The following is a 25137-nucleotide window of genomic DNA, read 5'->3' on the forward strand; positions in this document are numbered from 1 at the left end:
GCCATCATGTGCATGAGATGTGGCGCAAATGTACGATATCAGGGCCAGAAACAGCTTTCACGATTGCGCAGCCGCTGAGCCGCGTGACCATGACGATTCGTATCGATCGCCCCGATCGAAGCGGGCCGGTATCGCGCCGCCCGAGGCTGAACTGCTGCGCGCCATCGGCCGCGCGCTGGAAGAGCAGCGCGCCATGGCGGCGCACGCAGCACCGCTGGTCGACCGCATCGAAACCATCCTCGGCAACCGCCTCCGGGCCGCCAATGATGTCGGCCATCTGCTTTCTGAGGAGCCGGCGCGCCACGAGGAACTGGCTGCTCCGGCCGGCGAGCCGGTGCGCTCACCCGAACTGCTGGCCGTTATCCGTGAAGAACCCGCAGCGCCTCGGCCGGCCAGGCCGCGCCGTCGTCTGAGCGGCATTGGTCTTGCAATGACGATCGCCGTCCCGACGGTCGTCGGAGCGGGCCTGCCGGCGCTGACGCCGGCGTCGCCAACCCTCTACCGTGCCGAAGCGACGCTTGCGGTGAAGACAGATGCTGCAAGCCGCGCTGCCTTTACCCAGGCCGCGGCAAAGGGGCTGCTGACGGCGCGCGTGGTTGCTTCGACGGTCGCCGCCCTGAAACTCGATCGCGATCCTGAATTTGCCGGACCCGGCGCCAATGCGCTTGGCGTTGCGCTCGATCTCCTCTCGGCGACCGGTGCGGCTGCCGATCCGGCCTCGCGCGCCGAGGCGACGCTGAAGCATGCGGTGGAAATCCTGCCCGATGCCGCCGCCGGCACGATCCTCTTGAGGGTGACAACAGGCGATGGCGGCAAATCCATGCGCATCGCTGCAAGGCTTGCCGAAGCGGTTTCCGCAGCAGACCGACCCGGCGGCAACGGCGAAACCGACACCGCTTTGCGCAAGGCCTATGACGAGGCGAAGGCGGAGCTTGCCGCCTTCACGACCAAGAGCGGCGAGGGCAACGTCAAGGTGGCGATCGACCTTCGCCGCCAGATCGACGGGCTCGATGCCGATCTGAAACAGGCCGACCAGAACATCCTTTCCGCCAAGGCGCAGGCCGACCGGCTCAAGGCGGCGAAACTTGCCGAGGTGCTCGACGGTTCATTGCCCTCCGATATGCTCTCGCCGGCGCTGCAGGACTGGCGCGACAAATATGCCGTCGCCAGAACCGCGCTTGCCCAGCTTTCGGCCGAACTCGGCCCGCGCCATCCGCGCCTTCTACAGCAGCAGGCTGAAACCGATGGTCTGAAGGAGAATATGGGCAAGGAACTGACCCGTCTTGCCCAGACCGCCAATGTCGCCGCCAAGGCCGCCGTCGATGCGCGCAAGGGCCTGAATGACCGCCGCAACACGCTGATCGCCCAGAGCCGGGACACCGGCGTCGATCTTTCCCGGCTGACCGAACTCGGCGAGAAGGCCAATGCCGCGCGTTCGCGCCTGGAAGATGCGGCTTCCGCATCGGCGGCCGACGGTCATATCACGCTCATGAAGCCGGCGCTGGCAACAGCGGTGTCGGCGAGGGATGGCTGGATTGGCCGCTTGCTGGCCGGCGCTGCCATGGGTCTGGCGGTCGGTCTTGCCGCGGCTTTCCTGCTGCGCCTGCGCAAGCCCATCGCTGCTGCCGCGCATGCGGAAATGCCGCTATCCCGGCCGCAGGCCTCGCCGCCGCCGATGCTTCCACCCGTTCCCGCACCGGTCGACGAGATGGAGGTGTTGCGCTCCGAGATCTCCGGGCTGCGCGACCGGCTTCGTGTTCATGCGCTCGAAGCGCGGCAGCCGCTCCGCTGACGAACATTTCCTTGCATTTTTGATATTGCCTTGCTGCTTTCCGACAGGATAGGGCGTTAGCGGGCATTTGACGCTCGCCGACTATCCATAGATTGACGCGAAACAGGGCGGAGAGACGTGTGACGACAGTAATCGACGGCAAGAACGTAGCTGCATCGGTAATTCAGACGGTCAAGAGTGCGACGGCAGCGCTGGAAAAGAGCAGCGGCGTCACCACCGGCCTTGCGGTCGTCATCGTCGGCGACGATCCGGCAAGCCACGCCTATGTCAGCTCCAAGAGCCGCATGGCCAAGGAATGCGGCTTCAAGTCCGTCCAGCACACGCTGCCGGCCGAAACCAGGCAGGAGGAGCTGGCAGCCCTCGTCGCCACCCTCAATGCCGATCCCTCGATCCACGGCATCCTGGTGCAGCTGCCGCTGCCGAAGCCGCTCGACAGCGAACCGATCATCCAGTCGATCCTGCCCGAAAAGGATGTCGACGGCTTGAGCGTCGTCAATGCCGGCAAGCTCGCCACCGGCGACCTGAAGACCGGCCTGGTCTCCTGCACGCCGGCCGGTGCCATGGTCTTCGTCCGCCGCACCCATGGCGAGGATCTCTCCGGCCTCAACGCCGTCGTCATCGGCCGCTCCAACCTGTTCGGCAAGCCGATGGCGCAATTGCTGCTCAACGCCAATGCGACGGTGACGATCGCGCATTCCAGAACGAAGAACCTTTCCGAGGTCTGCCGCAATGCCGATATCCTGGTCGCCGCCGTCGGCCGGCCGGAAATGGTCAGGGCCGATTGGGTAAAGCCAGGTGCGACGGTCATCGACGTCGGGATCAACCGTATTCCGGCACCCGAAAGAGGTGAGGGCAAGACCCGGCTGGTCGGCGACGTCGCCTTCCAGGAAGTCTCGGCGGTCGCCAGCACCATCACCCCGGTTCCTGGCGGTGTCGGGCCGATGACCATCGCCATGCTGATGGCCAACACCGTCATCGCCGCTCATCGTACCGCGGGACAGACGCCGCCGCAGTTTTGAAGCTCGGGATGCTCTAAACCTGGGGAACAGGGCCGGTCGAGGCCCTGACGATCAGTTCGGTTTTCCAGAGCTCCTGGTCGGGGAAGGGGCCGGCTTGCTTTACCGTGCCGATCAGCCGCTGGGCGATACGGACGCCCGCCGCCCGCAACGAAGAGCGTGTCGTCGTCAGCGGCACCGAGAAGTTTTCCGGTTTCAGCAGCGGCAGCACGTCGTCATGGGCGATCAGCGAGATATCCTCCCCGAGCCGCAATCCCGCCTGGTTGACCGCGCGGATCGCGCCGAGCGCCAGCACCGTGCTGGAGCAGAGGATTGCCGTCGGGCGCTCCGGCAATTGCAGGAAATGTTCCATCGCCAGCAGGCCTTGTTCGTCCGTCATCAGCGTATGGCTCATGTTGCCCTCGTCGAGCACGAGCCCGCGTTCGACAAGGGCTGATATGACGCCGTTCTTCCTGCGGATGGCGAAATCGAGATGCATCGGTCCGTTCATCAGCGCAAAGCGCGTATGGCCGAGCTGCAGCAACAGCCGCGTCGCATCGTAGAAGGCCGCTTCATTGTCAATATCGAGATAGGGATAGTCGGGCTCGGAACCGAAGGAGCGGCCGTGCACGACATAGGGCATGGAGAGCGATTTCAGCATGGCAAGCCGCGGGTCGTGGCCGCGCATATAGGCGACGAACATTGCATCGACATTGCCGCTGATCGCCAGGCGCCGGAGCGCTCCCACCTCGTCATCCGGATCGGCCGGCATGATGACGAAGTGGAAATCGTGGCGGACCGCCTCTTCGCCGAGCCCGGCCAGGAATTCGCCGAAATGCACGTCTGACTGGTGGCCGGGCGCCGTCGGCATGACGAGGCCGATCGAGCCTGCCTTGCCGGTCGCAAGCCGCTGCGCCGCCTTGTTCGGCCGGTATCCGGTTTCCTTGACAGCCTGGAGCACGCGCTCCCGGGTCGCTTCGTTGACCTCGGGATAACCATTGAGCGCTCGGCTCACCGTCGTCTGCGACAGCCCCAGCAATTCCGATAGCTGTTTGAGATTCACCTGTTATGCTTCCTCCGGGCCCGCCCTGCGGCCGTCTTGAAAAGGCTTGCCGCCTCCCAGCGGCATTCAAAGCGCTTTCAAATATGTAGCATTTGGCGCGCTTGACTCAAGAAAAATCGCTCCATATTTCCCGAGAGGCGCCGCTGCACTGCGAAATCCCGCGTGTTCACGGCGGGTTTTCGCGAAATGACTTGACTCCATTCCACCGAAAGTGAAATGAGTTGGGTGTCAAAGCGCTTTGAAATTTCCATTTAAGGGAGTTCGGCGCAGTTGGGATTGTGATGGGAGGTTGATCACATGAAAAAGTCATTTTTGATGGGCGTTGCCGTGGCAGCGCTTTTTGCCGGTACTGCGTCTGCAGCCGATCTGAAATTTGCGCCGGGGCAGGATTCCAAGTTCAACTGGAAGAGCTATGACGAATTCAAGGCCGCTCACGCCGATCTGAAGGGCCAGCCGCTGACGATCTTCGGGCCGTGGCGCGGCGAGGACGAGGCGTTCTTCCAGAGCGTTCTTGCCTATTTCGTCGAAGCCACCGGCATCGATGTCAAATACTCCTCTTCCGAAAATTACGAACAGCAGATCGTCATCGATACGCAGGCAGGCTCGCCGCCGAACATTGCCGTTCTGCCGCAGCCGGGCCTCCTGGCCGATCTCGCCAGCAAGGGCTTCCTGACACCGCTCGGCGATGACAACTCCAAGTGGATCAAGGACAATTACGGCGCCGGCGACAGCTGGGTCGGTTACGGCACCTACAAGGGCAAGGACGGCAAGGAAGCCTTCTACGCGTTCCCTTATAAGGCCGACGTGAAATCGCTCGTCTGGTATGTTCCGGAGAATTTCGAGGAAGCCGGCTACAAGATCCCGACGACTATGGAAGAGCTGCATGCCCTGACCGACCAGATCGTCAAGGATGGCGGCGTTCCCTGGTGCATCGGTCTCGGTTCCGGCGGCGCCACCGGCTGGCCGGCGACCGACTGGGTCGAAGACCTGATGCTGCGCATGCAGCCGCCCGAAGCCTACGACAAGTGGACGACCAACGAGCTGAAGTTCACCGATCCGGCCGTCGTTGCTGCGATCGACGAATTCGGCAAGTTCGCCAAGAACGAGAAATACGTCGATGGCGGCGTCGCCGCGGTGGCCTCGACCGATTTCCGCGACAGCCCGAAGGGCCTCTTCGCCGTTCCGCCGAAGTGCTACATGCACCATCAGGCCTCGTTCATCCCGTCCTTCTTCCCTGAGGGCACGAAGCTCGGCCAGGATGCCGACTTCTTCTACATGCCGACCTATGCGTCGCATCCCGAGCTCGGCAAGCCGGTTCTCGGCGCCGGCACGCTCGTCTCGATCGCCAAGGACTCGAAGACGGCCCGCGCCTTCATCGACTTCCTGAAGACCCCGATCGCGCATGAGGTCTGGATGGCGCAGTCGAGCTTCCTGACGCCGTACAAGGGTGTCAGCACCGAGGCCTATGCCAATCCGCAGATGAAGAAGGAAGGCGAGATCCTGACCTCGGCCACTACCTTCCGCTTCGACGGTTCCGACCTGATGCCGGGCAAGATCGGCGCCGGCGCCTTCTGGACGGGCATGGTCGATTTCGTCGGCGGCAAGTCCGCCGAAGAGGCCGCTGGCGAAATCCAGAGCGCCTGGGACGGCATCAAGTAATCTTCAAATTATGCCGCCGGCTTGCCGGCGGCATGGCTTGCATGACTGGCCGGGCTCGAAAAGAGCCCGGCCATCGCAGGATATATTGTGATTGGGCAATACAAAGAGATTGACCATGACCGGCGTTGACCCGTCAGCATAAAAACCGGTTGGGATAAGATCAGGGGAAGCAGGGGAGGGACGAAATGCTGTCGCAGATAGTGTCCGCTTTGGGCGTCGTGGTCGTCGCCGTTTTCGCGTGCTCGGCCTATTTCTATTTTTCGAACAAGATTCTGGATCTCGCTCTGCCGGTGAAGGATGGCGACATCCGCGCCGCATCGCGCAATCTCAACCGCCGCGCGCTGATCCGGCCGTGGTTGTTCATCGGCCCGGCGCTCTTCCTGCTCATCGTCTATCTCGTCTATCCCGTCGTTGCGACCTTCATCCTCTCCTTTTACGACCGTGCCGGTCTGCAGTTCGTCGGCCTCGCCAATTACAAATGGGCGATCGGCGACCGCGAATTCCGCCAGTCGATCTTCAACAACATCCTCTGGCTCGCCGTCGTGCCGGCCGCCTGCACCTTCTTCGGCCTCGTCATCGCGGTGATGACCGATCGCATCTGGTGGGGCAACATCGCGAAAAGCATCGTCTTCATGCCGATGGCGATCTCCTTCGTCGGCGCCTCGGTCATCTGGAAATTCATCTATGAATATCGCGGCGGCAACGACGTTCAGATCGGCCTGCTGAACGCCATCGTCCAGACTTTCGGCGGCACGCCCGAGGTGTGGATCTCCATTCCCTTCTGGAACAACTTCTTCCTGATGGTCATCCTGATCTGGATCCAGACCGGTTTCGCCATGGTCATCCTGTCGGCCGCTCTGCGCGGCATCCCCGAGGAGACGATCGAGGCCGCCGTCATCGACGGCGCCAATGGCTGGCAGATCTTCTGGCGCATCATGGTGCCGCAGGTCTGGGGCTCGATCGCCGTCGTCTGGACGACGATCACCATCCTCGTCCTCAAGGTCTTCGACATCGTGCTGACCATGACCAACGGCCAGTGGCAGACGATGGTGCTGGCGAACCTGATGTTCGACTGGATGTTCCGCGGCGGCGGCGATTCCGGCCGAAGTGCGGTTATCGCCATCATCATCATGCTCGCCGTCACGCCGATCATGGTGTGGAACGTGCGCCGCGCCAATCGCGAACTGAAGGGGCACTGAGATGACCGCTGCCGGAAGCTACTTCAAGATCGGCCCCGCCCGTCTCTTCGTTCACGCCGCCGTTCTGCTGATCGTCATCATCTGGCTGATCCCGACGCTCGGCATCTTCGTCAGCGCGCTGCGCGACAAGGACCAGATCGTCGTCTCCGGTTGGTGGACGGCCTTCGTCGGCTCGACGCAGACCGTCGCCGTCCGCTTGGGCACGCCGGACCAGCAGCAGCAGGAAGGTGCGGCCTACGTCATCTCCGGCAATGTGCTGGAAGGCCAGACCGGCCGCTCGGTGAAGGCCTTCGGCAACCGTGTGCAGCAACCCGCCGCCTACAAGGCCGGCGAGACCGCCGATCTCGGCGACGGCGAAACCCTGCAGATCAACAGCGACGGCAGCTATCGCTATATGAAGAACGCCGCCTTTTCGCCCGACCAACGCCCGCGGCGCATCTATGCGTCCGTCTCGGCGCCGCCGGAATTCACCATGCAGAACTACAACACGGTTCTGACAGGCGAGGGCATCGGCCAGTCCTTCATCAACTCGCTGACGGTGACGATCCCGGCGACGATCATCCCGATCCTGATTGCCGCTTTCGCCGCCTACGCCCTGAGCTGGATGGAGTTTCCCGGCCGCGGCCTGCTGATTGCGCTCGTCGTCGGCCTCATCGTCGTGCCGCTGCAGATGTCGCTGATCCCGCTCTTGCGTCTTTACAACGAGATCGGCGGCATGCTCGGCCAGCCGTCGAAGACCTATCCCGGCATCTGGCTGGCCCACACCGCCTTCGGCATGCCGCTCGCCATCTATCTCCTGCGGGCCTATATCGCCGGCCTGCCGAAGGAGATCATCGAATCCGCCCGCGTCGACGGCGCCAGCGACTTCGAGATCTTCGTCCGCATCGTATTGCCTCTGTCCTTCCCGGCACTCGCCTCCTTCGCCATCTTCCAGTTCCTGTGGGTGTGGAACGACCTGCTCGTCGCCATGGTCTTCCTCGGCACCGACAAGGACCACCTCGTGCTCACCGGCAGCCTGAACGCGCTGCTCGGCTCGCGCGGCGGCAATTGGGAGATTTTGACGGCGTCGGCCTTCGTCACCATCATCGTGCCGCTGCTCGTCTTCTTCGGGCTGCAGCGCTACCTGGTGCGCGGTCTGCTGGCTGGCTCGGTCAAGGGAGGCTGACCATTCCCGAACGTGACTTCAAACAGGATATTCCATGAACGTGGCTTCCCAATCGATCTCGACCCCCGACAAGGACTGGTGGCGTGGGGCGGTGATCTACCAGATCTACCCGCGCTCCTACCAGGATTCGAACGGTGACGGCATCGGCGACCTGAAGGGCATCACCGCCCGCTTGCCGCATGTGGCAAGCCTAGGCGTCGATGCGATCTGGATCTCGCCCTTCTTCACCTCGCCGATGCGCGATTTCGGTTATGACGTTTCCGACTACGAGAATGTCGATTCGATCTTCGGGACGCTCGTGGATTTCGACACGATGATCGCTGAGGCCCACCGCCTCGGCATCCGCGTGATGATCGACCTCGTCATCTCCCACAGCTCGGATCAGCATCCCTGGTTCGTCCAGAGCCGCTCCAGCAAGACCAATGCCAAGGCCGACTGGTATGTCTGGGCCGACGCCAAGCCGGACGGTACGCCGCCGAACAACTGGCTGTCGATCTTCGGCGGCTCCGCATGGGCGTGGGATCCGACGCGCATGCAGTATTACCTGCACAATTTCCTGACCTCGCAGCCGGATATGAACCTGCATAATCCCGAAGTTCAGGATCGTCTGCTCGATGTCGTGCGCTTCTGGCTCAATCGCGGCGTCGACGGCTTCCGCCTCGACACCATCAATTTCTATTTCCACGACACGCAACTGCGCGACAATCCCGCGCTCGCTCCCGAGCGCCGCAACGCTTCGACGGCGCCGGCGGTCAATCCCTATAATTTCCAGGAGCATCTCTACGACAAGAACCGCCCGGAGAACCTTGCCTTCCTGAAGCGCTTCCGCGCCGTTCTCGAGGAGTTCCCGGCAATTGCCGCCGTCGGCGAAGTCGGCGACAGCCAGCGCGGCCTCGAGATCGTCGGCGAATACACTTCCGGCAACGACAAGATGCATATGTGCTACGCCTTCGAGTTCCTGGCGCCCGATCCGCTGACGCCGGAGCGCGTCGAGGAGGTGATGGAGGATTTCGAAGCTGCCGCGCCAGATGGCTGGGCCTGCTGGGCCTTCTCCAATCACGACGTCATGCGCCATGTCAGCCGTTGGGGCGGGCTGGTCGCCGATCACGACGCCTTCGCCAAGCTTTATGCCTCGTTGCTGATGACGCTGCGCGGTTCCGTCTGCCTCTATCAGGGCGAGGAACTGGCCCTGACCGAGGCCGATCTTGCCTACCAGGATCTGCAGGACCCCTATGGCATCCAGTTCTGGCCGGAATTCAAGGGCCGCGACGGCTGCCGCACGCCGATGGTCTGGGACAGCCAGGTCGCCCAGGGCGGCTTCTCCAGCGTCAAGCCTTGGCTGCCGGTGCCGGTCGAGCATATCCTGCGCGCCGTCAGCGTCCAGCAGGGCGACGAGGCTTCGGTGCTGGAGCACTATCGCCGCTTCATCGCCTTCCGCAAGCTGCACCCGGCTTTTGCCAAGGGCGAGATCGAATTCGAGGAGCAGCAGGGCGATGCCCTGGTCTTTACGCGCGAATACGGCAATGAGAAGCTGCTCTGCATCTTCAACATGAGCCCGACCGAAGCCGGCGTTACCCTACCCGCGGGAGAATGGCAGGCATTGACGGGCCATGGCTTTACCAGCAACAACTATGGCGACAAGATCGATATTCCGGCCTGGGGGGCGTATTTCGCCCATCTGGCCTAAGGAACCGAACATAGGGGAGAGAAAAATGACTGGACTGACGCTGAAGGATATTCGCAAATCCTACGGTTCCGTGGACGTTCTCCACGGGATCGACCTCGATATCAAACAGGGCGAATTCATCGTCTTCGTCGGTCCGTCCGGCTGCGGAAAATCCACGCTTCTGCGCATGATCGCCGGCCTTGAGGCGATCACCGGCGGTGAGATGTATATCGATGGCCATCTCGTCAATGACGTGCCGCCCTCCAAGCGCGGCATCGCCATGGTGTTCCAGTCCTACGCGCTCTATCCGCACATGACCGTCTTCGACAACATGGCTTTCGGCATGAAGATCGCCGGCGAAAGCAAGCAGGAAATCGACCGCCGCGTCCGGGCGGCGGCCGAGAGCCTGCAGCTGACCAAATATCTCGATCGCCTGCCGAAGGCGCTTTCCGGCGGCCAGCGCCAGCGCGTGGCGATCGGCCGCGCCATCTGCCGCGATCCGAAGGTCTTCCTGTTCGACGAGCCGCTGTCCAACCTCGATGCCGCGCTGCGTGTCGCCACCCGCATCGAGATCGCCCGCCTGAACGAACAGATGGCCGATACGACGATGATCTACGTGACCCACGACCAGGTCGAGGCGATGACGCTCGCCGATCGCATCGTCGTTCTCTCCGCCGGCAATATCGAGCAGGTCGGTGCGCCGCTGGAGCTCTATGAGCGCCCGGCCAACCTCTTCGTCGCGAAATTCATCGGCTCGCCGGCGATGAACATCATCCCGGCGACGGTGGCCGGAACCGGAAGCCAGACGACGGTGACGCTGACCGGCGGCATGTCCGTGACGCTCGATGTGGCGACCGACGCGTCGGAAGCAGGCAAGCAGGCAAGCTTCGGCGTTCGTCCGGAGGATCTGAGGATCGCCGACGGCGCCGACTACCTTTTCGAAGGCGAGGTGTCGATCGTCGAAGCGCTCGGCGAAGTGACGTTGCTCTATATCGAAGGCCTGGTCCCGGGCGAACCGATCGTTGTCAAGTTGCCCGGCATTTACGATGTGAAGAAGGGCCAGCGGATGCGGTTTGCCGCCGACAGGCAGAAGTTGCATCTCTTTGACGCAACCGGTCATACCTACCGGAAATGAGGCGGCCATTTTTGGGGTAGTCATCCCAAGAATTGTACGGGACGGGCCAAATTCTCACTTTCTGTTAAAGATCGGCTGCTACCTTTTCCTCGTTAATTTATGAGGGGGATAAGCACGTGGCCGCTTCCAATCCGTCACAGCCAAAATCTCATTTCCTGAGCAAGGAAGAATCCTTCATGTACGACCGCGAGGCGCGGTTCAAGATGGAGGACACCATGAATGCCGCGCGCATCGAATATACGGAAAAGGGCGTCATGCACGCGGCGTCTCGCCGCTGCGACATTGTCCGGATCTCGATGAGCAGCGCGACACTCGCGATTCTGACCCAGTTCAACCTGCCGAAGCAGTTCTATCTGGATATTCCGGATGCCCGCATCACCAAGGTCGGTTGCCTGCTGATGAAGGTCAATGCCAACAATACGATCGAGGTCCGCTTCCTGCGCCTGCTGACGCAGAAGGAGCTGAACAAGATCTTTGTCTACAGCACCCATCCGGCGCACCGCGACTATGTTCTCGATATTCGCGCCTGACGGGTAGCGCTGGGACTGATACAGAAAACCCGCGGGGTGCTTCGTGCGCTCCGCGGGTTTTGTCGTCTGTGGTCGGCCACGCTCAGTGGTGGAAGAGTACGCTCGCACCCTGGTCCGAAGCGCCGACGGCGCGGCGGAACGGCGCGAAGAGCTCGCGGCCCATGCCGAATTCATTGTCGGAGAGATCGACGGTCACCGGCTCGCGCTCGGCCAAATCAGCCGCATCGACGAGCAGTTCCAGCGTGCCCTTGATCGCGTCCAGGCGAATGATGTCGCCTTCGCGGATGCGGGCGATCGGGCCGCCGTCGACCGCTTCCGGGGTGACGTGGATTGCTGCCGGCACCTTGCCGGATGCGCCGGACATGCGCCCGTCGGTCAGGAGCGCCACGCGGAAGCCGCGGTCCTGCAGCACGCCGAGCGGTGGCGTCAGCTTGTGCAGTTCCGGCATGCCGTTCGCCTTCGGGCCCTGGAAGCGCACGACGGCGATGAAATCGCGGTTGAGCTTGCCTTCTTTGAAGGCGTCCTGCAGCTCCTGCTGGCTGTGGAAGATGATCGCCGGCGCTTCGATGATGTGACGCTCCGGCTTGACGGCCGATATCTTGATCACCGCCTTGCCGAGATTGCCGCGCAGCATCTTCAGCCCGCCATTCGCCTGGAACGGCGTTTCGATGCTGGAGAGAACCTTGGGATCGACGCTCTTGTCAGGCGACGGCTCGCGCAGGACGGCGCCGTTTTCGCCGAGACGCGCATCGACCGTATAGGCTGCGAGACCCTGGCCGAAGACGGTGCGCACGTCGTCATGCACCAGCCCGTGCTTCAGGAGTTCCTTGATGAGGAAGCCCATGCCGCCGGCCGCCTGGAAATGGTTCACGTCGGCAAGCCCGTTCGGGTAGACGCGGGCAAGCAGCGGCACGATTTCCGAAAGCTCGGCGATGTCCTGCCAGGTGAGATGGATGCCGGCCGCCCGCGCCATGGCGACGAGGTGCAGCGTGTGGTTGGTCGAGCCGCCCGTCGCATGCAGGCCGACGACGCCGTTGACGATCGAGCGTTCGTCGATCATCTCGCCCGCCGGGGTGAATTCGTTGCCGAGCGCGGTGATCGCCAGCGCCCGCTTGGCGGCTTCGCGCGTCAGCGCTTCGCGCAGCGGCGTGCCGGGATTGATGAAGGAGGAGCCGGGCATGTGGAAGCCCATGATCTCCATCAGCATCTGGTTGGAATTGGCGGTGCCGTAGAAGGTGCAGGTGCCGGGGCCGTGATAGGATTTCGATTCCGCCTCGAGCAGCTCGGCGCGTCCGACCTTGCCCTCGGCGAAGAGCTGGCGCACGCGCGACTTCTCGTCGTTCGGCAGGCCTGTCGTCATCGGACCGGCCGGAACGAAGATCGACGGCAGGTGCCCGAAGGACAGGGCGGCGATGACGAGGCCGGGCACGATCTTGTCGCAGACGCCGAGGAAGAGGGCGGCATCGAACATGTTGTGCGACAGGCCGACGCCCGCCGACATGGCGATCAGGTCGCGCGAGAAGAGCGAGAGCTCCATGCCCGGCTGTCCCTGGGTGACGCCGTCGCACATCGCCGGCACGCCGCCGGCCACCTGCGCCACGCCGCCTGCCTCGGCGGCCGCCTCGCGGATGATCGCCGGATAGGTCTCGAACGGCTGGTGGGCCGAGAGCATGTCGTTATAGGCGGTGATGATGCCGAGATTGGCGATGCGGTCGCCGGCGAGCGCATCTTTCTCGGCGGGGGAACAGACCGCAAAGCCGTGGGCAAGGTTGGCGCAGCCGAGCACGGAGCGGGCGACACCCTTGGAAGCGGCGGCGCGCAGGCGTTCCAGGTAGCGCTCGCGGCTTGGCTTCGAGCGTTCGACAATGCGATCGGTGATCGCGGAAATGCGTGCGTGAGCGGACATGGAATATCCCTGCCTTGTTCGTTGTCTCTATCTGTTTCGGCGGCTCTGGCCTGAATCTCGGTCCGGATTGACGGCCGATCAGGGAGCCCAGTAGATCTCGACCGGGGAAGTGGCCCGGCGCAGAACGGCGCGGATCGGCATTTCTGCTTCGTCACCGCTGCCTTCCGCCTTGGCGAGAACGTCTTTTTTGCCTTCGCCCTCAATATGGAGAACCAGGAGTGCGGCATCCTCAAGACTGGAGAAGGTGAAGGTCAGGCGCGGCTCGCCGGCTCCTTCCGCTTCCATGGTGATGATGCCGCGCGGCGTCGATGGGTCGAGCGCCGTGGCAAGATTGCTGCCGCCGGGAAAGAACGAGGCCGTGTGGCCGTCGCCGCCCATGCCGAGGATGACGATGTCGAAGGGTGAGCTGATCGCCCTGGTCTTCTCGGTCGCGAGCGAGGCTGCCTCCTCCACGGAGGCAGTATCCTGATAGAGCGGCAGGAAGCGTGCCGCCTTTGCCTTGTTCTGCAGCAGATTGGCATCGACCAGCAGATGGTTCGAGCGCGGATTGTCGGCCGGCACGAAACGTTCGTCGACGAGGGTGATCGTCACCTTTTCCCAGGCGATGTCGCGCGTCGACAGCGCCTGAAAGAAGGCCTTCGGGGTGGAACCGCCGGAAACGGCGATGGACGCCGTTCCACGGGCGGCAATCGCCGCCGAAAGCGTGCTCGCGACCTTGTCGGCGAGGCTGCCGGCAAGGTCTGCGGCGCTGGCGAAGGAATGCAGGGTCGATGCCATCGATGTCGTCCTAGATCTCGTCGTGCCAGGTGCGGCCGTCGCGCTCGATCAGCGCGATGGCCTGGCTCGGACCCCAGGTGCCGGCCGTGTAGCCCTGCACCTGCTGGCCGGTCGTTTCCCAACCCTTGAGGATCGGATCCACCCATCTCCATGCGGCTTCGACTTCGTCGCGGCGCATGAACAGCGTCTGGTTGGAGCGGATCACATCCATCAGCAGACGCTCGTAGGCGTCGGGATTGCGGACGTTGAAGGCCTGGGCGAAGCTCATGTCGAGCGACACGTTGCGCAGGCGCATGCCGCCCGGACCCGGATCCTTGATCATCAGCGACTGCTTGACGCCCTCATCCGGCTGCAGGCGGATGATCAGCTGGTTGGCGACGATGCGCCCGGCCGCCTGGTCGAAGATCGCGTGCGGGATCGGCTTGAAGGTGATGACGATCTCGGACATGCGCCCGGTCAGGCGCTTGCCGGTTCTGATGTAAAAGGGAACGCCGGCCCAGCGCCAGTTGTTGATCTCGGCCTTGATGGCGACGAAGGTCTCGGTGTTCGAAACGCCGCCTTCGAGTTCTTCGAGGTAGCCCTTGACCGGGCCGCTGCCCGATGCGCCGGCGCGGTACTGGCCGCGCACCGTCGCCTGCTCGACATTCGAGGCATTGAGCGGCTTCAGCGCCCGCAGCACCTTCAGCTTCTCGTCGCGAACGGCTTCCGAATCCATCGACGAGGGCACTTCCATCGCCGTCAGGCAGAGCAGCTGCAGAATGTGGTTCTGGACCATGTCGCGCAGCGCGCCGGCCGTATCGTAATAGCCGGCGCGGCCTTCGAGGCCGACCGATTCAGCCACGGTGATCTGCACGTGGTCGATGTAGTTGGCGTTCCACAGCGGCTCATAAAGCGCGTTGGCGAAGCGCAACGCCATCAGGTTCTGCACCGTCTCCTTGCCGAGATAGTGGTCGATGCGGAAGATCTGCTCTTCCTTGAAGGCACGGCCGATCGTGTCGTTGAGCTGCAGTGCCGAGGCGAGGTCGCGACCGATCGGCTTCTCGACGACGATGCGGGTCGACTTGGTGATCAGCTTGTGGTCGTGGATCTTCTGCGAAATGTCGCCGAAGATGCCGGGCGCGACCGCCAGATAGAAGGCGCGCACGCGTTCCTTGCCTTCGTCGAGCAGCTTCTTCAGCTGATCCCAGCCGGCATCGGTGCGGGCGTCGACCGAGACGTAGTAGAGGCGGGCGCAGAATTTCTCGACCTCCGCCTCGTCATATTCTCCCTTCTTCAGGTGCTCCTTCAGCGCGTCCCTGGCGAATTTGCGGTATTCCTCGTGCGTCAATGGGCTGCGCGAGGCGCCGATCACGCGGGTCGGTTCGGTAAATTGGCCTTCGATTTGGCGATGATAGAGGGCGGGCAACAATTTGCGTTCGGCAAGGTCGCCGCTGCCGCCGAAGACGACGTAATCAAAGGGCTCAACGGGAATGATCTGGCTGCTCATGAGCTTGTCTCTCAATCAGGCTGGTTGGCGGCCCTTTTAATCTAATCGATTTAAAAAAGCCAGTGTGCAGTGCAATGAATCTGTCAGGCACCGGTTTTAGAGCGAATTTCCGGAAGAGGAAATCCGCAATCGGACTAAAACTTGTCGCGAAGCGCAAACCACGACAAGGCGAGGAAAAGCAACGGCGCGCGCATGCGGGCTCCGCCGGGAAAGGCGGGAATATCGAGCGATGTGAACAGGTCGAGATCGCCGGATTTCCCAAGCACCGTTTCCGCATAGAGCTTGCCACAGTAGTTTGACAGCATGACGCCATGGCCGGAATAACCGCCGATCGAGATGACCCCGGGCATGACCTCGCGCACGAAGGGCTGGCGCGGCATGGTGATGCCGACGCTGCCGCCCCAGGCATGGGTGATGTCGATGTTTTTCAGGTCAGGATAGATCTCGGCGATCTGCCGGCGAATATGCTGCGAAATGTCCCGCGGATTGTCCGCCGTGTAGGCTTCGCGCCCGCCGAAGAGCAGACGGCCGTCGCCGAATTTGCGGAAGTAGCGCACGACGAAGCGCGAATCGGCCACCGCCTCGCCGCCCGGCAACACGCTGGGATGCCTGTCGAGCGGGGCCGTGGCGCCGATGAAGGAGCGGATCGGCATGATGTGGCTTGCGGTTACCGGTTCGAGGCCGTCGATATAGGCGTCGCAGGCGATCAGCGCGCGCTCGGCGGTGATCGTCCCCCTTTCGGTTTCGATCGTCACCTTGCCGCCGCCCTGGCGGATCGCCGTTGCCCTGGTCATCTCGAAAACCGCGGCACCGGCATTGGCGGCGACCCGCGCCAACCCCACCAGCAGCTTCAGCGGATGGATATGGCCGGTGCCGACATCGCGCACGCCGCAATGGAACCGCTTCGAGCCAAGCCGCTCCTGGGTTTCCTTCTCGTCCATGAAGCTGATATGCGGATAGTCGTAACGCAGTGCGGCAATCTCGGCGTTTTCGTAATAGGCGCGTTTGTAGCTCGCCTTATGTGCGACGTTGAGCTGGCCGGGCACATAGTCGATCTCGATCTGATGTTCGCGGGCGAAATCGAGGAGATGGCGCTTGGCCGCCTCGGCAAGATTAAACAGCGCCTTCGAGCGTTCGTAGCCGATCGTCTCCTCGAGTTCTTCCGGCCACCAGCGCTGGCCGGTGCCGAGCTGGCCGCCATTTCGCCCGGATGCCCCGTCACCGAAGCGGCAGGCCTCGATCAGGACCACCGAAACGCCCGATTTGGCAAGATGGTAGGCGGCCTGCAGGCCGGTATAGCCGCCGCCGATGATGGCGACGTCCGATGTTATCGAACCGTCGAGAGCGGCATAGGTCGGCCGCTCCCCGACGGTTGCCTGATACCACGATAGCCCGGGCGCGATCGGGCTCTGCCACATCTCCTGCGATGCCATGGATGCTTTCCCTCACACGTTGAGCAGAAGGAATTCCCGCTCCCAGGGGCTGATCACCTGCATGAAGGTCTCGAATTCGCCACGCTTGACGCCGGCATAAAGGCCGATGAACTGCTTGCCGAATATCTCCTCGAAAGCGGGCTCGTCCTCGAGCAGCGCCACGGCTTCGAGCAGGCCGCGCGGCAGGTCGATCGAACCCTCATTGGCCGAATCCTCGGTCGGCGCCGTCGGCTCGATCTCTTTCATGATGCCGAGCAGGCCGGCGGCGAGCGAGGCGGCGAGTGCCAGATAGGGATTGGCGTCCGAGCTCGGCAACCGGTTTTCCACGCGTCGCGCCTGCGGATCGGAAACCGGAACGCGGAAGGCGGTCGTCCGGTTGTCGTAGCCCCAGGCATTGTTGACAGGGCAGGACATATCGGGCTGCAGGCGCCGGTAGGAATTCACGTAGGGCGCCAGCATCGCCATCGCGCTCGGCACGAATTTCTGCATGCCGCCGATGAAATGGAAGAACTCCTTCGAGGCCGATCCGTCCGCATTGGAGAAGATGTTCTGGCCGGTCTCGATATTGACCACCGATTGGTGGATATGCATCGCCGAACCCGGCTGGCCCTGCATCGGCTTGGCCATGAAGGTCGCATAGATGTCGTGTTTCAGCGCCGCCTCGCGGATCGTGCGCTTGAACAGGAACACCTGGTCGGCAAGCTCGATCGGATTGCCGTGGCGCAGGTTGATCTCGAGCTGCGCCGGTCCCTCCTCGTGGATCAGCGTATCGATCTCCAGCCCCTGCTTCTCCGAGAAATGGTAGACATCGTCGATCAGCTCGTCGAATTCGTTGATGCCGGCGATCGAATAACCCTGGCCGCCGAGGATCGAACGGCCGGACCGGCCTTTGGGCGGGTGCAGCGGATAATCGGGATCGTCATTCTTGGCGACGAGGTAGAATTCGATCTCGGGCGCCACGATCGGCTTCCAGCCGCGGTCATGATAGAGGCTCATGATGCGCTTCAGCACGTTGCGCGGCGTATAGGGCACTTCGCCGCCGTCCGAATCGACGATGTCGCAGATCACCTGCGCCGTCGGGTCGGTTTCCCAGGGCACGACGGACAGCGTCGAAAGGTCGGGCATCAGCTTCAGGTCGCTGTCGCGCGGCTCGTAGCGGAAGCTCTCCGTCTCGTCGGGATACTCGCCCGAAATCGTGTGCCGGTAGATCGCCGATGGCAGCGCCAGTGAGGTGTTCGAGGTGAATTTCGAGCTCGGCATCATCTTGCCGCGCGCAACGCCGGCAAGGTCCGGCGTGATGCATTCGATGTCTTCGATGCCCCTGTCCCGCAGCCACCGCGCTGCTTCCTTCCAGTTCGCAACGCCGCGCAGCGATCCGGGGTCCGGGGGAGCTTTCGTCGAGGCGGGTACGTTTCTGGCAGGCTTCAGCGTCGTCTTTTTTGGGGACATGACACACCGGTTTGCGTTGATCGTGGCGCCATCATAACCAGACTTTGCCAATTGGCGAGGGGTGCCAAACGTTGACTTTCGCCCTTTGATGGAAAAGAAGACGCTGTCTTGATCGGGGAAACGGGTTTGCAGCGCAAAAGCGACGTCATCGTCATCGGCGCCGGGGCGGCGGGCATGATGGCAGCCATCCGCGCGGGAAAACGTGGCCGTTCGGTCGTGGTTCTCGATCATGCAAGGGCGCCTGGCGAGAAGATCCGCATATCGGGCGGCGGCCGCTGCAATTTCACCAATATCCATGCCGGCCCGAAGAATTTCCTCTCCGCCAATCCGCATTTCTGCAAGTCGGCGCTCGCCCGTTTCACCCCGGCCGATTTTATCGCCATGGTCGACCGCCACGGCATTGCCTGGCATGAAAAGACGCTGGGCCAGCTTTTCTGCGACGACAGCGCCAAGGACATCATCCGCATGCTGCTGGATGAGATGCGCATGGCCGGCGCAGCGCTGCATCTCGGCGCCGAGATAAGAGGCGTCGAGAGGACGGACGCGGGCTTCCGCGTCTCGACCGGCGAGGGCGCCTATGAAGCATCGTCGCTGATCGTCGCGACCGGCGGCAAGTCGATCCCGAAGATGGGCGCCACCGGCTTTGCCTATCGCCTAGCCGAACAGTTCGGCTTGGCCGTGCTCGAAACCCGACCCGGCCTGGTGCCGCTGACGCTCGATCCCGGCCTGCTCGAGAGCATTGCGCCGCTCGCCGGCATTGCCGCCCCGGCCGAAATCCGCCACGGCAGGACCGCCTTCCGCGAAGCACTGCTGTTCACCCATCGAGGCTTAAGCGGCCCCGCCATCCTGCAGATCTCTTCCTATTGGCGCGAAGGCGACGAGATCGTCGTTGCGATCGAACCGGATATCGACATTGCGGCGCATCTGAAGCGGGCAAAACAGCTCAATGGCCGCCAGTCGCCGCAGACGGCACTCGGCGACATCCTGCCGAAGCGGCTGGCGCAATTTCTCGTCGAGCGCGAAAAGATCTCCGGCAACATGGCCGACCTGCCTGACAAGGCGCTGCTGCGCCTGGCCGCCGGCGCCCAGAGCTTGGCCGTCAAACCGTCCGGCTCGGAAGGTTACCGCACCGCCGAAGTGACGCTCGGCGGCATCGACACGGCAGCGTTGGATTCCCGCAGCATGGAGGCAAAGGCCTTGCCCGGGCTTTATTTCATCGGCGAATGTGTCGACGTCACCGGCTGGCTCGGCGGCTATAATTTCCAATGGGCCTGGGCCTCCGGTTTTGCCGCCGGTGAATGCGCTTAATACATGTCGCTCAAAAGTGCCCAGTGGTTTGGGAGAACGACTTGCATAAGACAAAGACCAAAGCCGATTCAAGACTTCTTAATAGAGGTGCGCCATCCTGTCTCAATTGGCGGTTTGCAAAATCGTTCCTAGATAATGCTTTACCAGCAAGCCGTTTTGTTGGATTGTTGTGTCAGAGAGAAGTGAGGTTTCGCGCATGACCAGAAACACACGACGCGCCCGCGCCATCGCAATTGCCGAGGCAAAGCCGAACGCCCGGATGGTGACCCTGCGTTATCTGATGCTTGCCGCCGGCGCCACTGCCGCCAGCCTCGCGCTGCTGATCTCGCACTTCATCTGATCCCGTCGGTAGACCTGGAAAGAACATTGCGGCATGCTGATCGCCGCGCTGCGGCGTTGCAGCTTACAATCTGCAACTATTTCACCGCCTTGGCTTAACCCGCCATAACCGCTTATCCGAAAATTAATATCTAATCTGACACAATTGCCCGCGATTATTTGGGCATCTCCAAGTTGTTTGGACATGAACTGGCAATGACTGCCGCCTGGTCTCCGGGTTCCCCAATGTAAATTTAAGAACGGCTTGATGTGTACCCGGCTGGCGCCATGTGGCTGCCTGCGGGAGGAGTGGTGTATGAAAGGCCCGGAACGCCATGTTGATTGACAAGATTCTTTCCCGCTTCAGGATCAAGACGAAGGTTTTGATCTTCGTTCTGCCCTTCGTCGTCACCATTTCGGCGGTAGGCCTGACGGGCCTCTACGCTTCCGGACTTCTGCAGGGCCGCATGGAAATATCCAACAGCGTGCTGCAGTCGCTGAGCGGCTTCAAGGATCTCTACGGTTCGATGGACGATTTCCTGCGCGTCACCAGCCCGGAGGCACGCGACAAGCTGACCGCGGAACTGAAGACCCAGCAGGGCGTGCTCGACCGGACGCTGAACCAGGTCGGTGAAGAGGCCGCCGGCCGCGACAGCCTTGCCGAGGCATCGCACCGCACCAAGGACATATCGGGCGTCGTCGACAAGCTCTGGGCCCTGCATGAGCAGGAACAGGCCTTGCATGAGCAGATCGATGCCGCACAGAAGAGCCTGATCAGCACCCGTTTCACGGTCTCCTACCAGGCCGAGGAATTGCAGACCGCGCTCCAGAACGACGAGGGCGCCGCCACCATCACGCTGCGCACCGCCGACCGCCTGCTGAAGGGCGGCGACTTCCTCGGCACCGTCGCCAGCGGCTACAGCAAGCCGCAAACGCCGCAGGACAAGATCGCCTTCATCAACGGACAGATGCCTGCGATCATCAAAGCCCAGCGGCAGATCGCCATTTCGGTTCCGACCAACCAGAAGAACGTCATCGACGCGCTGACCGCAACCATCGATAGCATCAAGGCGATCGCTCAGCTGCCCGCTCCGACCGACGAGGACATCGCCGAACTCGGCCGCCTCGTGTCGCGCTTCCGCCAGACCTCGACCTATACGCAGCTGACGGCAACGCAGAAGATGCGCGAGGCGACCCAGCGTTTCGCCGAGCTCGAGGGCCGCATCGCCCAGACCAACTCCGTCCTTCAGGATACGCGGCGGCTGGAAAACTCCGTCTATGCGCTGCAGATCGTCCTTTCCGATTTCCTCTCCAACTCCAGTAAGGATAATCTCGTACGCCTGCAGCAGCAGGCCGGCACGCTTGGCAAGGATATGCAGGTGCTGACCACCAGCGCCAAGGGCATGGGCTTTGCCGAAGGCATATCGGGCGCGATCCAGCCGGCGCTCGACGCCATTTCCGGCGGCGGCTCGAAGATCGTCGATACGATCAGCGAGCGCGTCACCGCCTATGCCGCCGCCCGCCAGGAGCTCGACCAGATCTGGACGAAGCTGACCGATTTCGCCGAGCTGCAGAAGCAGACGGCCGGCACCGAGCGCACCCAGGCAAACAGCATCTCGGTCATGACCACCGGTCTCGGCATCCTCCTGTCGATCCTCGGCGGCATCGCCCTGGTGCTGACGCTGCAGCGCCCGATCAGCCAGATCACCGCCGCCATGCGCCGCATTGCCGAAGGGGCGCTGGAAACCAGCATCTCGGGCGAGCAGCGTCATGATGAAATCGGCGACATGGCTCGCGCGCTCGGCATTTTCAAGGAAAACGCCATCTCGAAGATCCGCATCGAGGAGCAGAGCGACGAGGAGCGTGCCGCCGCCGAACACGAGCGCCAGCGCAACGACGCCGAAAAGCACGAGATGGATCGTCAGATCGAATTCGCGGTCAATGCACTTGCCGCCGGCCTCGAACGTATGTCGCAGGGCGATATCTCGACGACGATCGAAACGCCGTTCATCGGCCGTCTCGAACAGCTGCGCCAGGATTTCAACGGTTCGATGATGCGCCTGCAGGCGACGATGAGCCAGATCCGCGACAATGTCGAACTGATCCAGGGCAACGGCAACCAGATGGCCCAGTCGGCCGAGGATCTGTCCAAGCGCACCGAGCAGCAGGCTGCCTCGCTCGAAGAGACCGCGGCCGCCGTCGACGAGATCACCGTCACGGTCCGTTCGTCGGCCGAACGCGCCAAGGATGCCGACCAGATCGTCCGCCAGGCCAAGCGCAGCGCCGACGATTCCGCCGTCGTCGTCAGCAATGCGATCGACGCGATGGGCCGCATCGAGGATGCCTCGCGCCAGATCGAGCAGATCATCGGCGTCATCGACGAGATCGCCTTCCAGACCAATCTCCTGGCGCTCAACGCCGGCATCGAGGCGGCGCGCGCCGGTGAAGCCGGCAAGGGCTTCGCGGTGGTGGCGATGGAAGTCCGCGAACTGGCCCAGCGCTCCGCAGCCGCGGCGCAGGAGATCAAGGGGCTGATCAACAAGTCGACCAACGAGGTCAATTCCGGCTCGCAGTTCGTGCAGGAAACCGGCACGGTCCTTGCCAAGATCAGCGCCCAGATCGTCACGATCAGCCAGCATGTCGAGATGATCGCCCGCGCCAGCCACGACCAGTCCAACGCGTTGCAGAGCGTCAACGCGACCGTCAACCAGATGGATCAGATGACGCAGCAGAACGCCGCCATGGTGGAAGAGACGACCGCCGCCAGCCGCGAACTGGCCGACGAGGCCGATTCGCTGCGCCGGCTGATCCAGCAGTTCAAGATCGACGGCGAGGCAGCCGCCACGCCGGTCTACCGCGCCGCCTGATCGCCGGCCGACCCCGTCTTCATGCGAACGGCCCCGGACTTTCCGGGGCCGTTGCTGTTTATGCCGAGAAATCGCGCTTCGATTGAAGAGATTTGAACGGTAGGAGAATAGCCTTGAATGTCCGCCAGTCTGTCGAGCCACAATGGTCAGAAAACGTCTAAAAACGAGACCGGCGAATATCTCCCGCAGCCCTGATTTACGGAAAATTTTCCTTAACGCTTTTGGCTTAATCTAGCCTTGGTTTATCCCGGGGGTTTTGATGCTGCGCCTTTTCTCGACGTCGATCGTACGCCAGATCGTTGCGATCACATTGTTTCTGCTGGCGATCAGCACGGCCGCTATCGTCGGCGTGACCTATTATAATTTGAGCAATCATGTCATGGACGGGGCGATCTCCGACGCGAAAGAGGCCGCCCGCGCGATGGCCGTCCTCTACGGCGCGGCCGATCAGGACGCAAAGATCGAGCTCAAGGACAATCAGCTCTCTGCCGTGACGGAAGACGCCATTCCCGCACTTGCCGATCATTCGCTGGTCGACCGCACGGCGCAGTCGATTGCCGGTGTCGCGACCATCTTCCAAAAGCAGGGCAGCGACTACGTCCGCATATCCACGAACGTCAAGAAGGAAAACGGCGATCGTGCCGTCGGCACCAAGCTCGCAGCCGAGCACCCCGCCCAGCCGGTTCTCGCCAAGGGCGAGGCCTATTACGGCCCGGCGGTGCTTTTCGGCCGCCAGTTCATCACCGGTTACTTCCCCATCAAGAATGCATCGAACGCCAATGTCGGCATTCTCTTCATCGGCATTCCGATGGAGGTTTATTACCAGCGCCTGAATGAGCTGCAGATCCTGGTTCTCGGCATCGGCGCCATCGTCATGCTGATCGTCGGCGTTGTCGCCTTCTACGCGATCCGCCTGTCGGTGAAGCCTTTGCAGGCGTTGACCGCGAGCGTCCATTCGATCTCCGCGGGCGATCTTGAGGGCACCATCCCTTGCGTCGCCAAGAAGAACGAGTTCGGCGACATCGGACGGGCCCTGGCGCTTTTCCGCGACAGTGCCCGGGCGCGGCGCGATCTGGAAACCCAGGCTGCCGAACAGCGCGCTCTGAGCGATGCCGAACGCGCCAGGAACGATGCCGACAAGCGCTCCCTTGACGGCCAGATCGACTTTGCCGTCAACCAGCTTGCCGCCGGCCTGGGGCGCCTGTCGCAGGGCGATGTCTCGCAGACGATCGGCACGCCCTTCGTCGGCCGGCTGGAGCAGCTGCGCGTCGATTTCAACGCCTCACTCCTGCGGCTTCAGGATACGCTCTCCGGTATCCGCGACAGCGCCTCGACGATCCAGCGCAACAGCAGCGCCGTCTCCGTCTCTGCCAGCGAGCTCTCGAAGCGCACCGAGGCGCAGGCGGCAAACCTCGAAGAGACCGCGGCCGCGGTGGAAGAAATCACCGTCACGGTTCGGTCTTCCGCCGAGCGTGCCCGTGAAGCCAACAATGTCGTGGCTGCGACCAAGAGGACGGCCGACAATTCCGGCGCCGTGGTCGGCGATGCCGTCGCCGCGATGGAGCGCATCGAAGAGGCCTCGCAGCGCATCGAGCAGATCATCGAGGTGATCGACGACATCGCCTTCCAGACCAATCTTCTGGCGTTGAATGCCGGCATCGAGGCGGCGCGCGCCGGCGAGGCGGGCAAGGGTTTTGCCGTCGTCGCCCAGGAGGTCCGCGAACTCGCCCAACGTTCGGCCGATGCGGCGCGCGAGATCAAGTCGCTGATCGAGACATCGAGCCGGGAAGTCACGGCAGGTTCCGAATTGGTCCAGAAGACCGGCAGCGTCCTTGCCTCGATCAGCCAGGAGATTATCGCCATCAGCGGCCATGTCGAGACCATCGCCACTGCGAGCCGGGATCAGTCGGCGGCGCTGCAGGAGGTCAACGGTTCCGTCAACGCCATGGACCAGATGACCCAGAAGAACGCGTCGATGGTGGCCGAGACGACGCAGGCAAGCCGCCTGCTCGCCGGCGAGGCCGATACGCTGATGGCGCTGATCGAGCGGTTCCGCATCGTCGCAGAAACCGCACCTGCTCATCTCGGGGCAAGAAGGGTCGCCTGAACCGTACGGTCGCAGCTGCCGCAGGATTGCACTGCGGCCTTGCGGGGCTTTCTCAGATAGAGATCAAGCGACGTCAGCCAACCGCCGAAACGAATGAGGCTGTTGTCTCCGAACTCGGCATAGAATCTGTCCTCGTCTGCCCTGGAGTCGCATCGTCTGCCGGAATGTCGGTATCCGATAGTGCCTGCGATGGTCATCATGTCGATCATGGCAATGTCCTTTCCTATGTCAGACATCACCTGATCTAGGCATCGAATTTCTCTTTATAAACGGGGAAAATCC

Annotated in this window: 19 protein-coding genes; 12 read left to right on the top strand and 7 right to left on the bottom strand. The window is 62.6% G+C overall.

Going from position 1 to position 25137, the window contains the following annotated elements; translation table 11 throughout:
• Window positions 1-28 precede the first annotated feature (28 nt).
• Together FHT69_RS29910 and folD are read left to right on the top strand one after the other, a co-directional pair.
• On the top strand, window positions 29-1792 hold the full coding sequence (locus FHT69_RS29910) for a succinoglycan biosynthesis protein exop (protein WP_183906346.1): 1764 nt from the start codon (window positions 29-31) through the stop codon (window positions 1790-1792).
• A gap of 119 nt (window positions 1793-1911) precedes the next feature.
• A complete protein-coding gene (gene folD, locus FHT69_RS29915; protein ID WP_029868027.1) occupies window positions 1912-2811 on the top strand; it encodes a bifunctional methylenetetrahydrofolate dehydrogenase/methenyltetrahydrofolate cyclohydrolase FolD in 900 nt (299 codons plus the stop codon).
• A gap of 13 nt (window positions 2812-2824) precedes the next feature.
• On the opposite strand, the gene FHT69_RS29920 is transcribed toward folD, so the two are convergent.
• Window positions 2825-3850, bottom strand: coding sequence for a LacI family DNA-binding transcriptional regulator (locus FHT69_RS29920; RefSeq protein ID WP_029868025.1), 1026 nt, complete (start codon window positions 3848-3850; stop codon window positions 2825-2827).
• Between the two features lie 297 nt (window positions 3851-4147).
• Here FHT69_RS29920 and FHT69_RS29925 point away from each other — a divergent pair, with 297 nt between their 5' ends.
• The 6 genes from FHT69_RS29925 (at window position 4148) to FHT69_RS29950 (ending at window position 11204) form a co-directional block, all read left to right on the top strand.
• The gene (locus FHT69_RS29925) at window positions 4148-5509 is read left to right on the top strand and encodes an ABC transporter substrate-binding protein (protein WP_029868024.1); all 1362 of its coding nucleotides are present in this window, start codon (window positions 4148-4150) and stop codon (window positions 5507-5509) included.
• Between the two features lie 185 nt (window positions 5510-5694).
• Window positions 5695-6708: a carbohydrate ABC transporter permease gene (locus FHT69_RS29930; RefSeq protein WP_029868023.1), complete on the top strand. Its 1014-nt coding sequence runs from the start codon at window positions 5695-5697 to the stop codon at window positions 6706-6708.
• Between the two features lies 1 nt (window position 6709).
• Entirely contained in the window at window positions 6710-7873 is a 1164-nt protein-coding gene (locus FHT69_RS29935) for a carbohydrate ABC transporter permease (protein ID WP_047613627.1), read from the top strand.
• Between the two features lie 34 nt (window positions 7874-7907).
• Window positions 7908-9560 carry an alpha-glucosidase gene (locus FHT69_RS29940; RefSeq protein ID WP_097631186.1) on the top strand — a complete coding sequence of 551 codons (1653 nt, stop codon included), beginning with the start codon at window positions 7908-7910 and terminating at the stop codon, window positions 9558-9560.
• A 25-nt stretch (window positions 9561-9585) separates the two neighbouring features.
• Entirely contained in the window at window positions 9586-10674 is a 1089-nt protein-coding gene (locus tag FHT69_RS29945) for an ABC transporter ATP-binding protein (protein ID WP_029868020.1), read from the top strand.
• 176 nt (window positions 10675-10850) lie between these two features.
• Window positions 10851-11204 carry a hypothetical protein gene (locus tag FHT69_RS29950; RefSeq protein ID WP_047613630.1) on the top strand — a complete coding sequence of 118 codons (354 nt, stop codon included), beginning with the start codon at window positions 10851-10853 and terminating at the stop codon, window positions 11202-11204.
• Between the two features lie 82 nt (window positions 11205-11286).
• Here FHT69_RS29950 and edd read toward each other — a convergent pair whose 3' ends face one another.
• The 5 genes from edd to FHT69_RS29975 all read right to left on the bottom strand — a co-directional run bounded on the left by edd (window position 11287) and on the right by FHT69_RS29975 (window position 18255).
• Window positions 11287-13110 (bottom strand): phosphogluconate dehydratase, encoded by a 1824-nt coding sequence (gene edd / locus FHT69_RS29955; RefSeq protein ID WP_047615236.1) that lies wholly within the window; start codon window positions 13108-13110, stop codon window positions 11287-11289.
• A gap of 78 nt (window positions 13111-13188) precedes the next feature.
• Entirely contained in the window at window positions 13189-13887 is a 699-nt protein-coding gene (pgl, locus tag FHT69_RS29960; RefSeq protein ID WP_132575718.1) for a 6-phosphogluconolactonase, read from the bottom strand.
• 10 nt (window positions 13888-13897) lie between these two features.
• The gene (gene zwf, locus FHT69_RS29965; RefSeq protein WP_132575717.1) at window positions 13898-15373 is read right to left on the bottom strand and encodes a glucose-6-phosphate dehydrogenase; all 1476 of its coding nucleotides are present in this window, start codon (window positions 15371-15373) and stop codon (window positions 13898-13900) included.
• A 134-nt stretch (window positions 15374-15507) separates the two neighbouring features.
• Window positions 15508-16806: an NAD(P)/FAD-dependent oxidoreductase gene (locus tag FHT69_RS29970; protein WP_183906347.1), complete on the bottom strand. Its 1299-nt coding sequence runs from the start codon at window positions 16804-16806 to the stop codon at window positions 15508-15510.
• Between the two features lie 12 nt (window positions 16807-16818).
• Window positions 16819-18255, bottom strand: a complete 1437-nt coding sequence (locus FHT69_RS29975) for a glutamine synthetase family protein (protein WP_047613636.1) — start codon at window positions 18253-18255, stop codon at window positions 16819-16821.
• Between the two features lie 108 nt (window positions 18256-18363).
• On the opposite strand from FHT69_RS29975, the gene FHT69_RS29980 reads away from it, so the two are divergent.
• The 4 genes from FHT69_RS29980 to FHT69_RS29995 all read left to right on the top strand — a co-directional run bounded on the left by FHT69_RS29980 (window position 18364) and on the right by FHT69_RS29995 (window position 24855).
• On the top strand, window positions 18364-19563 hold the full coding sequence (locus tag FHT69_RS29980; RefSeq protein WP_183904519.1) for an NAD(P)/FAD-dependent oxidoreductase: 1200 nt from the start codon (window positions 18364-18366) through the stop codon (window positions 19561-19563).
• A gap of 196 nt (window positions 19564-19759) precedes the next feature.
• Window positions 19760-19903: a hypothetical protein gene (locus tag FHT69_RS29985; RefSeq protein WP_165932281.1), complete on the top strand. Its 144-nt coding sequence runs from the start codon at window positions 19760-19762 to the stop codon at window positions 19901-19903.
• A gap of 313 nt (window positions 19904-20216) precedes the next feature.
• Window positions 20217-22748 carry a methyl-accepting chemotaxis protein gene (locus tag FHT69_RS29990; protein WP_168332620.1) on the top strand — a complete coding sequence of 844 codons (2532 nt, stop codon included), beginning with the start codon at window positions 20217-20219 and terminating at the stop codon, window positions 22746-22748.
• Between the two features lie 259 nt (window positions 22749-23007).
• Window positions 23008-24855: a methyl-accepting chemotaxis protein gene (locus FHT69_RS29995; RefSeq protein WP_183906348.1), complete on the top strand. Its 1848-nt coding sequence runs from the start codon at window positions 23008-23010 to the stop codon at window positions 24853-24855.
• Here FHT69_RS29995 and FHT69_RS30000 read toward each other — a convergent pair.
• Window positions 24828-25064: a hypothetical protein gene (locus FHT69_RS30000; protein WP_127431276.1), complete on the bottom strand. Its 237-nt coding sequence runs from the start codon at window positions 25062-25064 to the stop codon at window positions 24828-24830. The genes FHT69_RS29995 and FHT69_RS30000 overlap by 28 nt on opposite strands.
• Between the last annotated feature and the right edge of the window lie 73 nt (window positions 25065-25137).

Source organism: Rhizobium sp. BK008, from assembly GCF_014197345.1.
GTDB lineage: Bacteria > Pseudomonadota > Alphaproteobacteria > Rhizobiales > Rhizobiaceae > Rhizobium > Rhizobium anhuiense.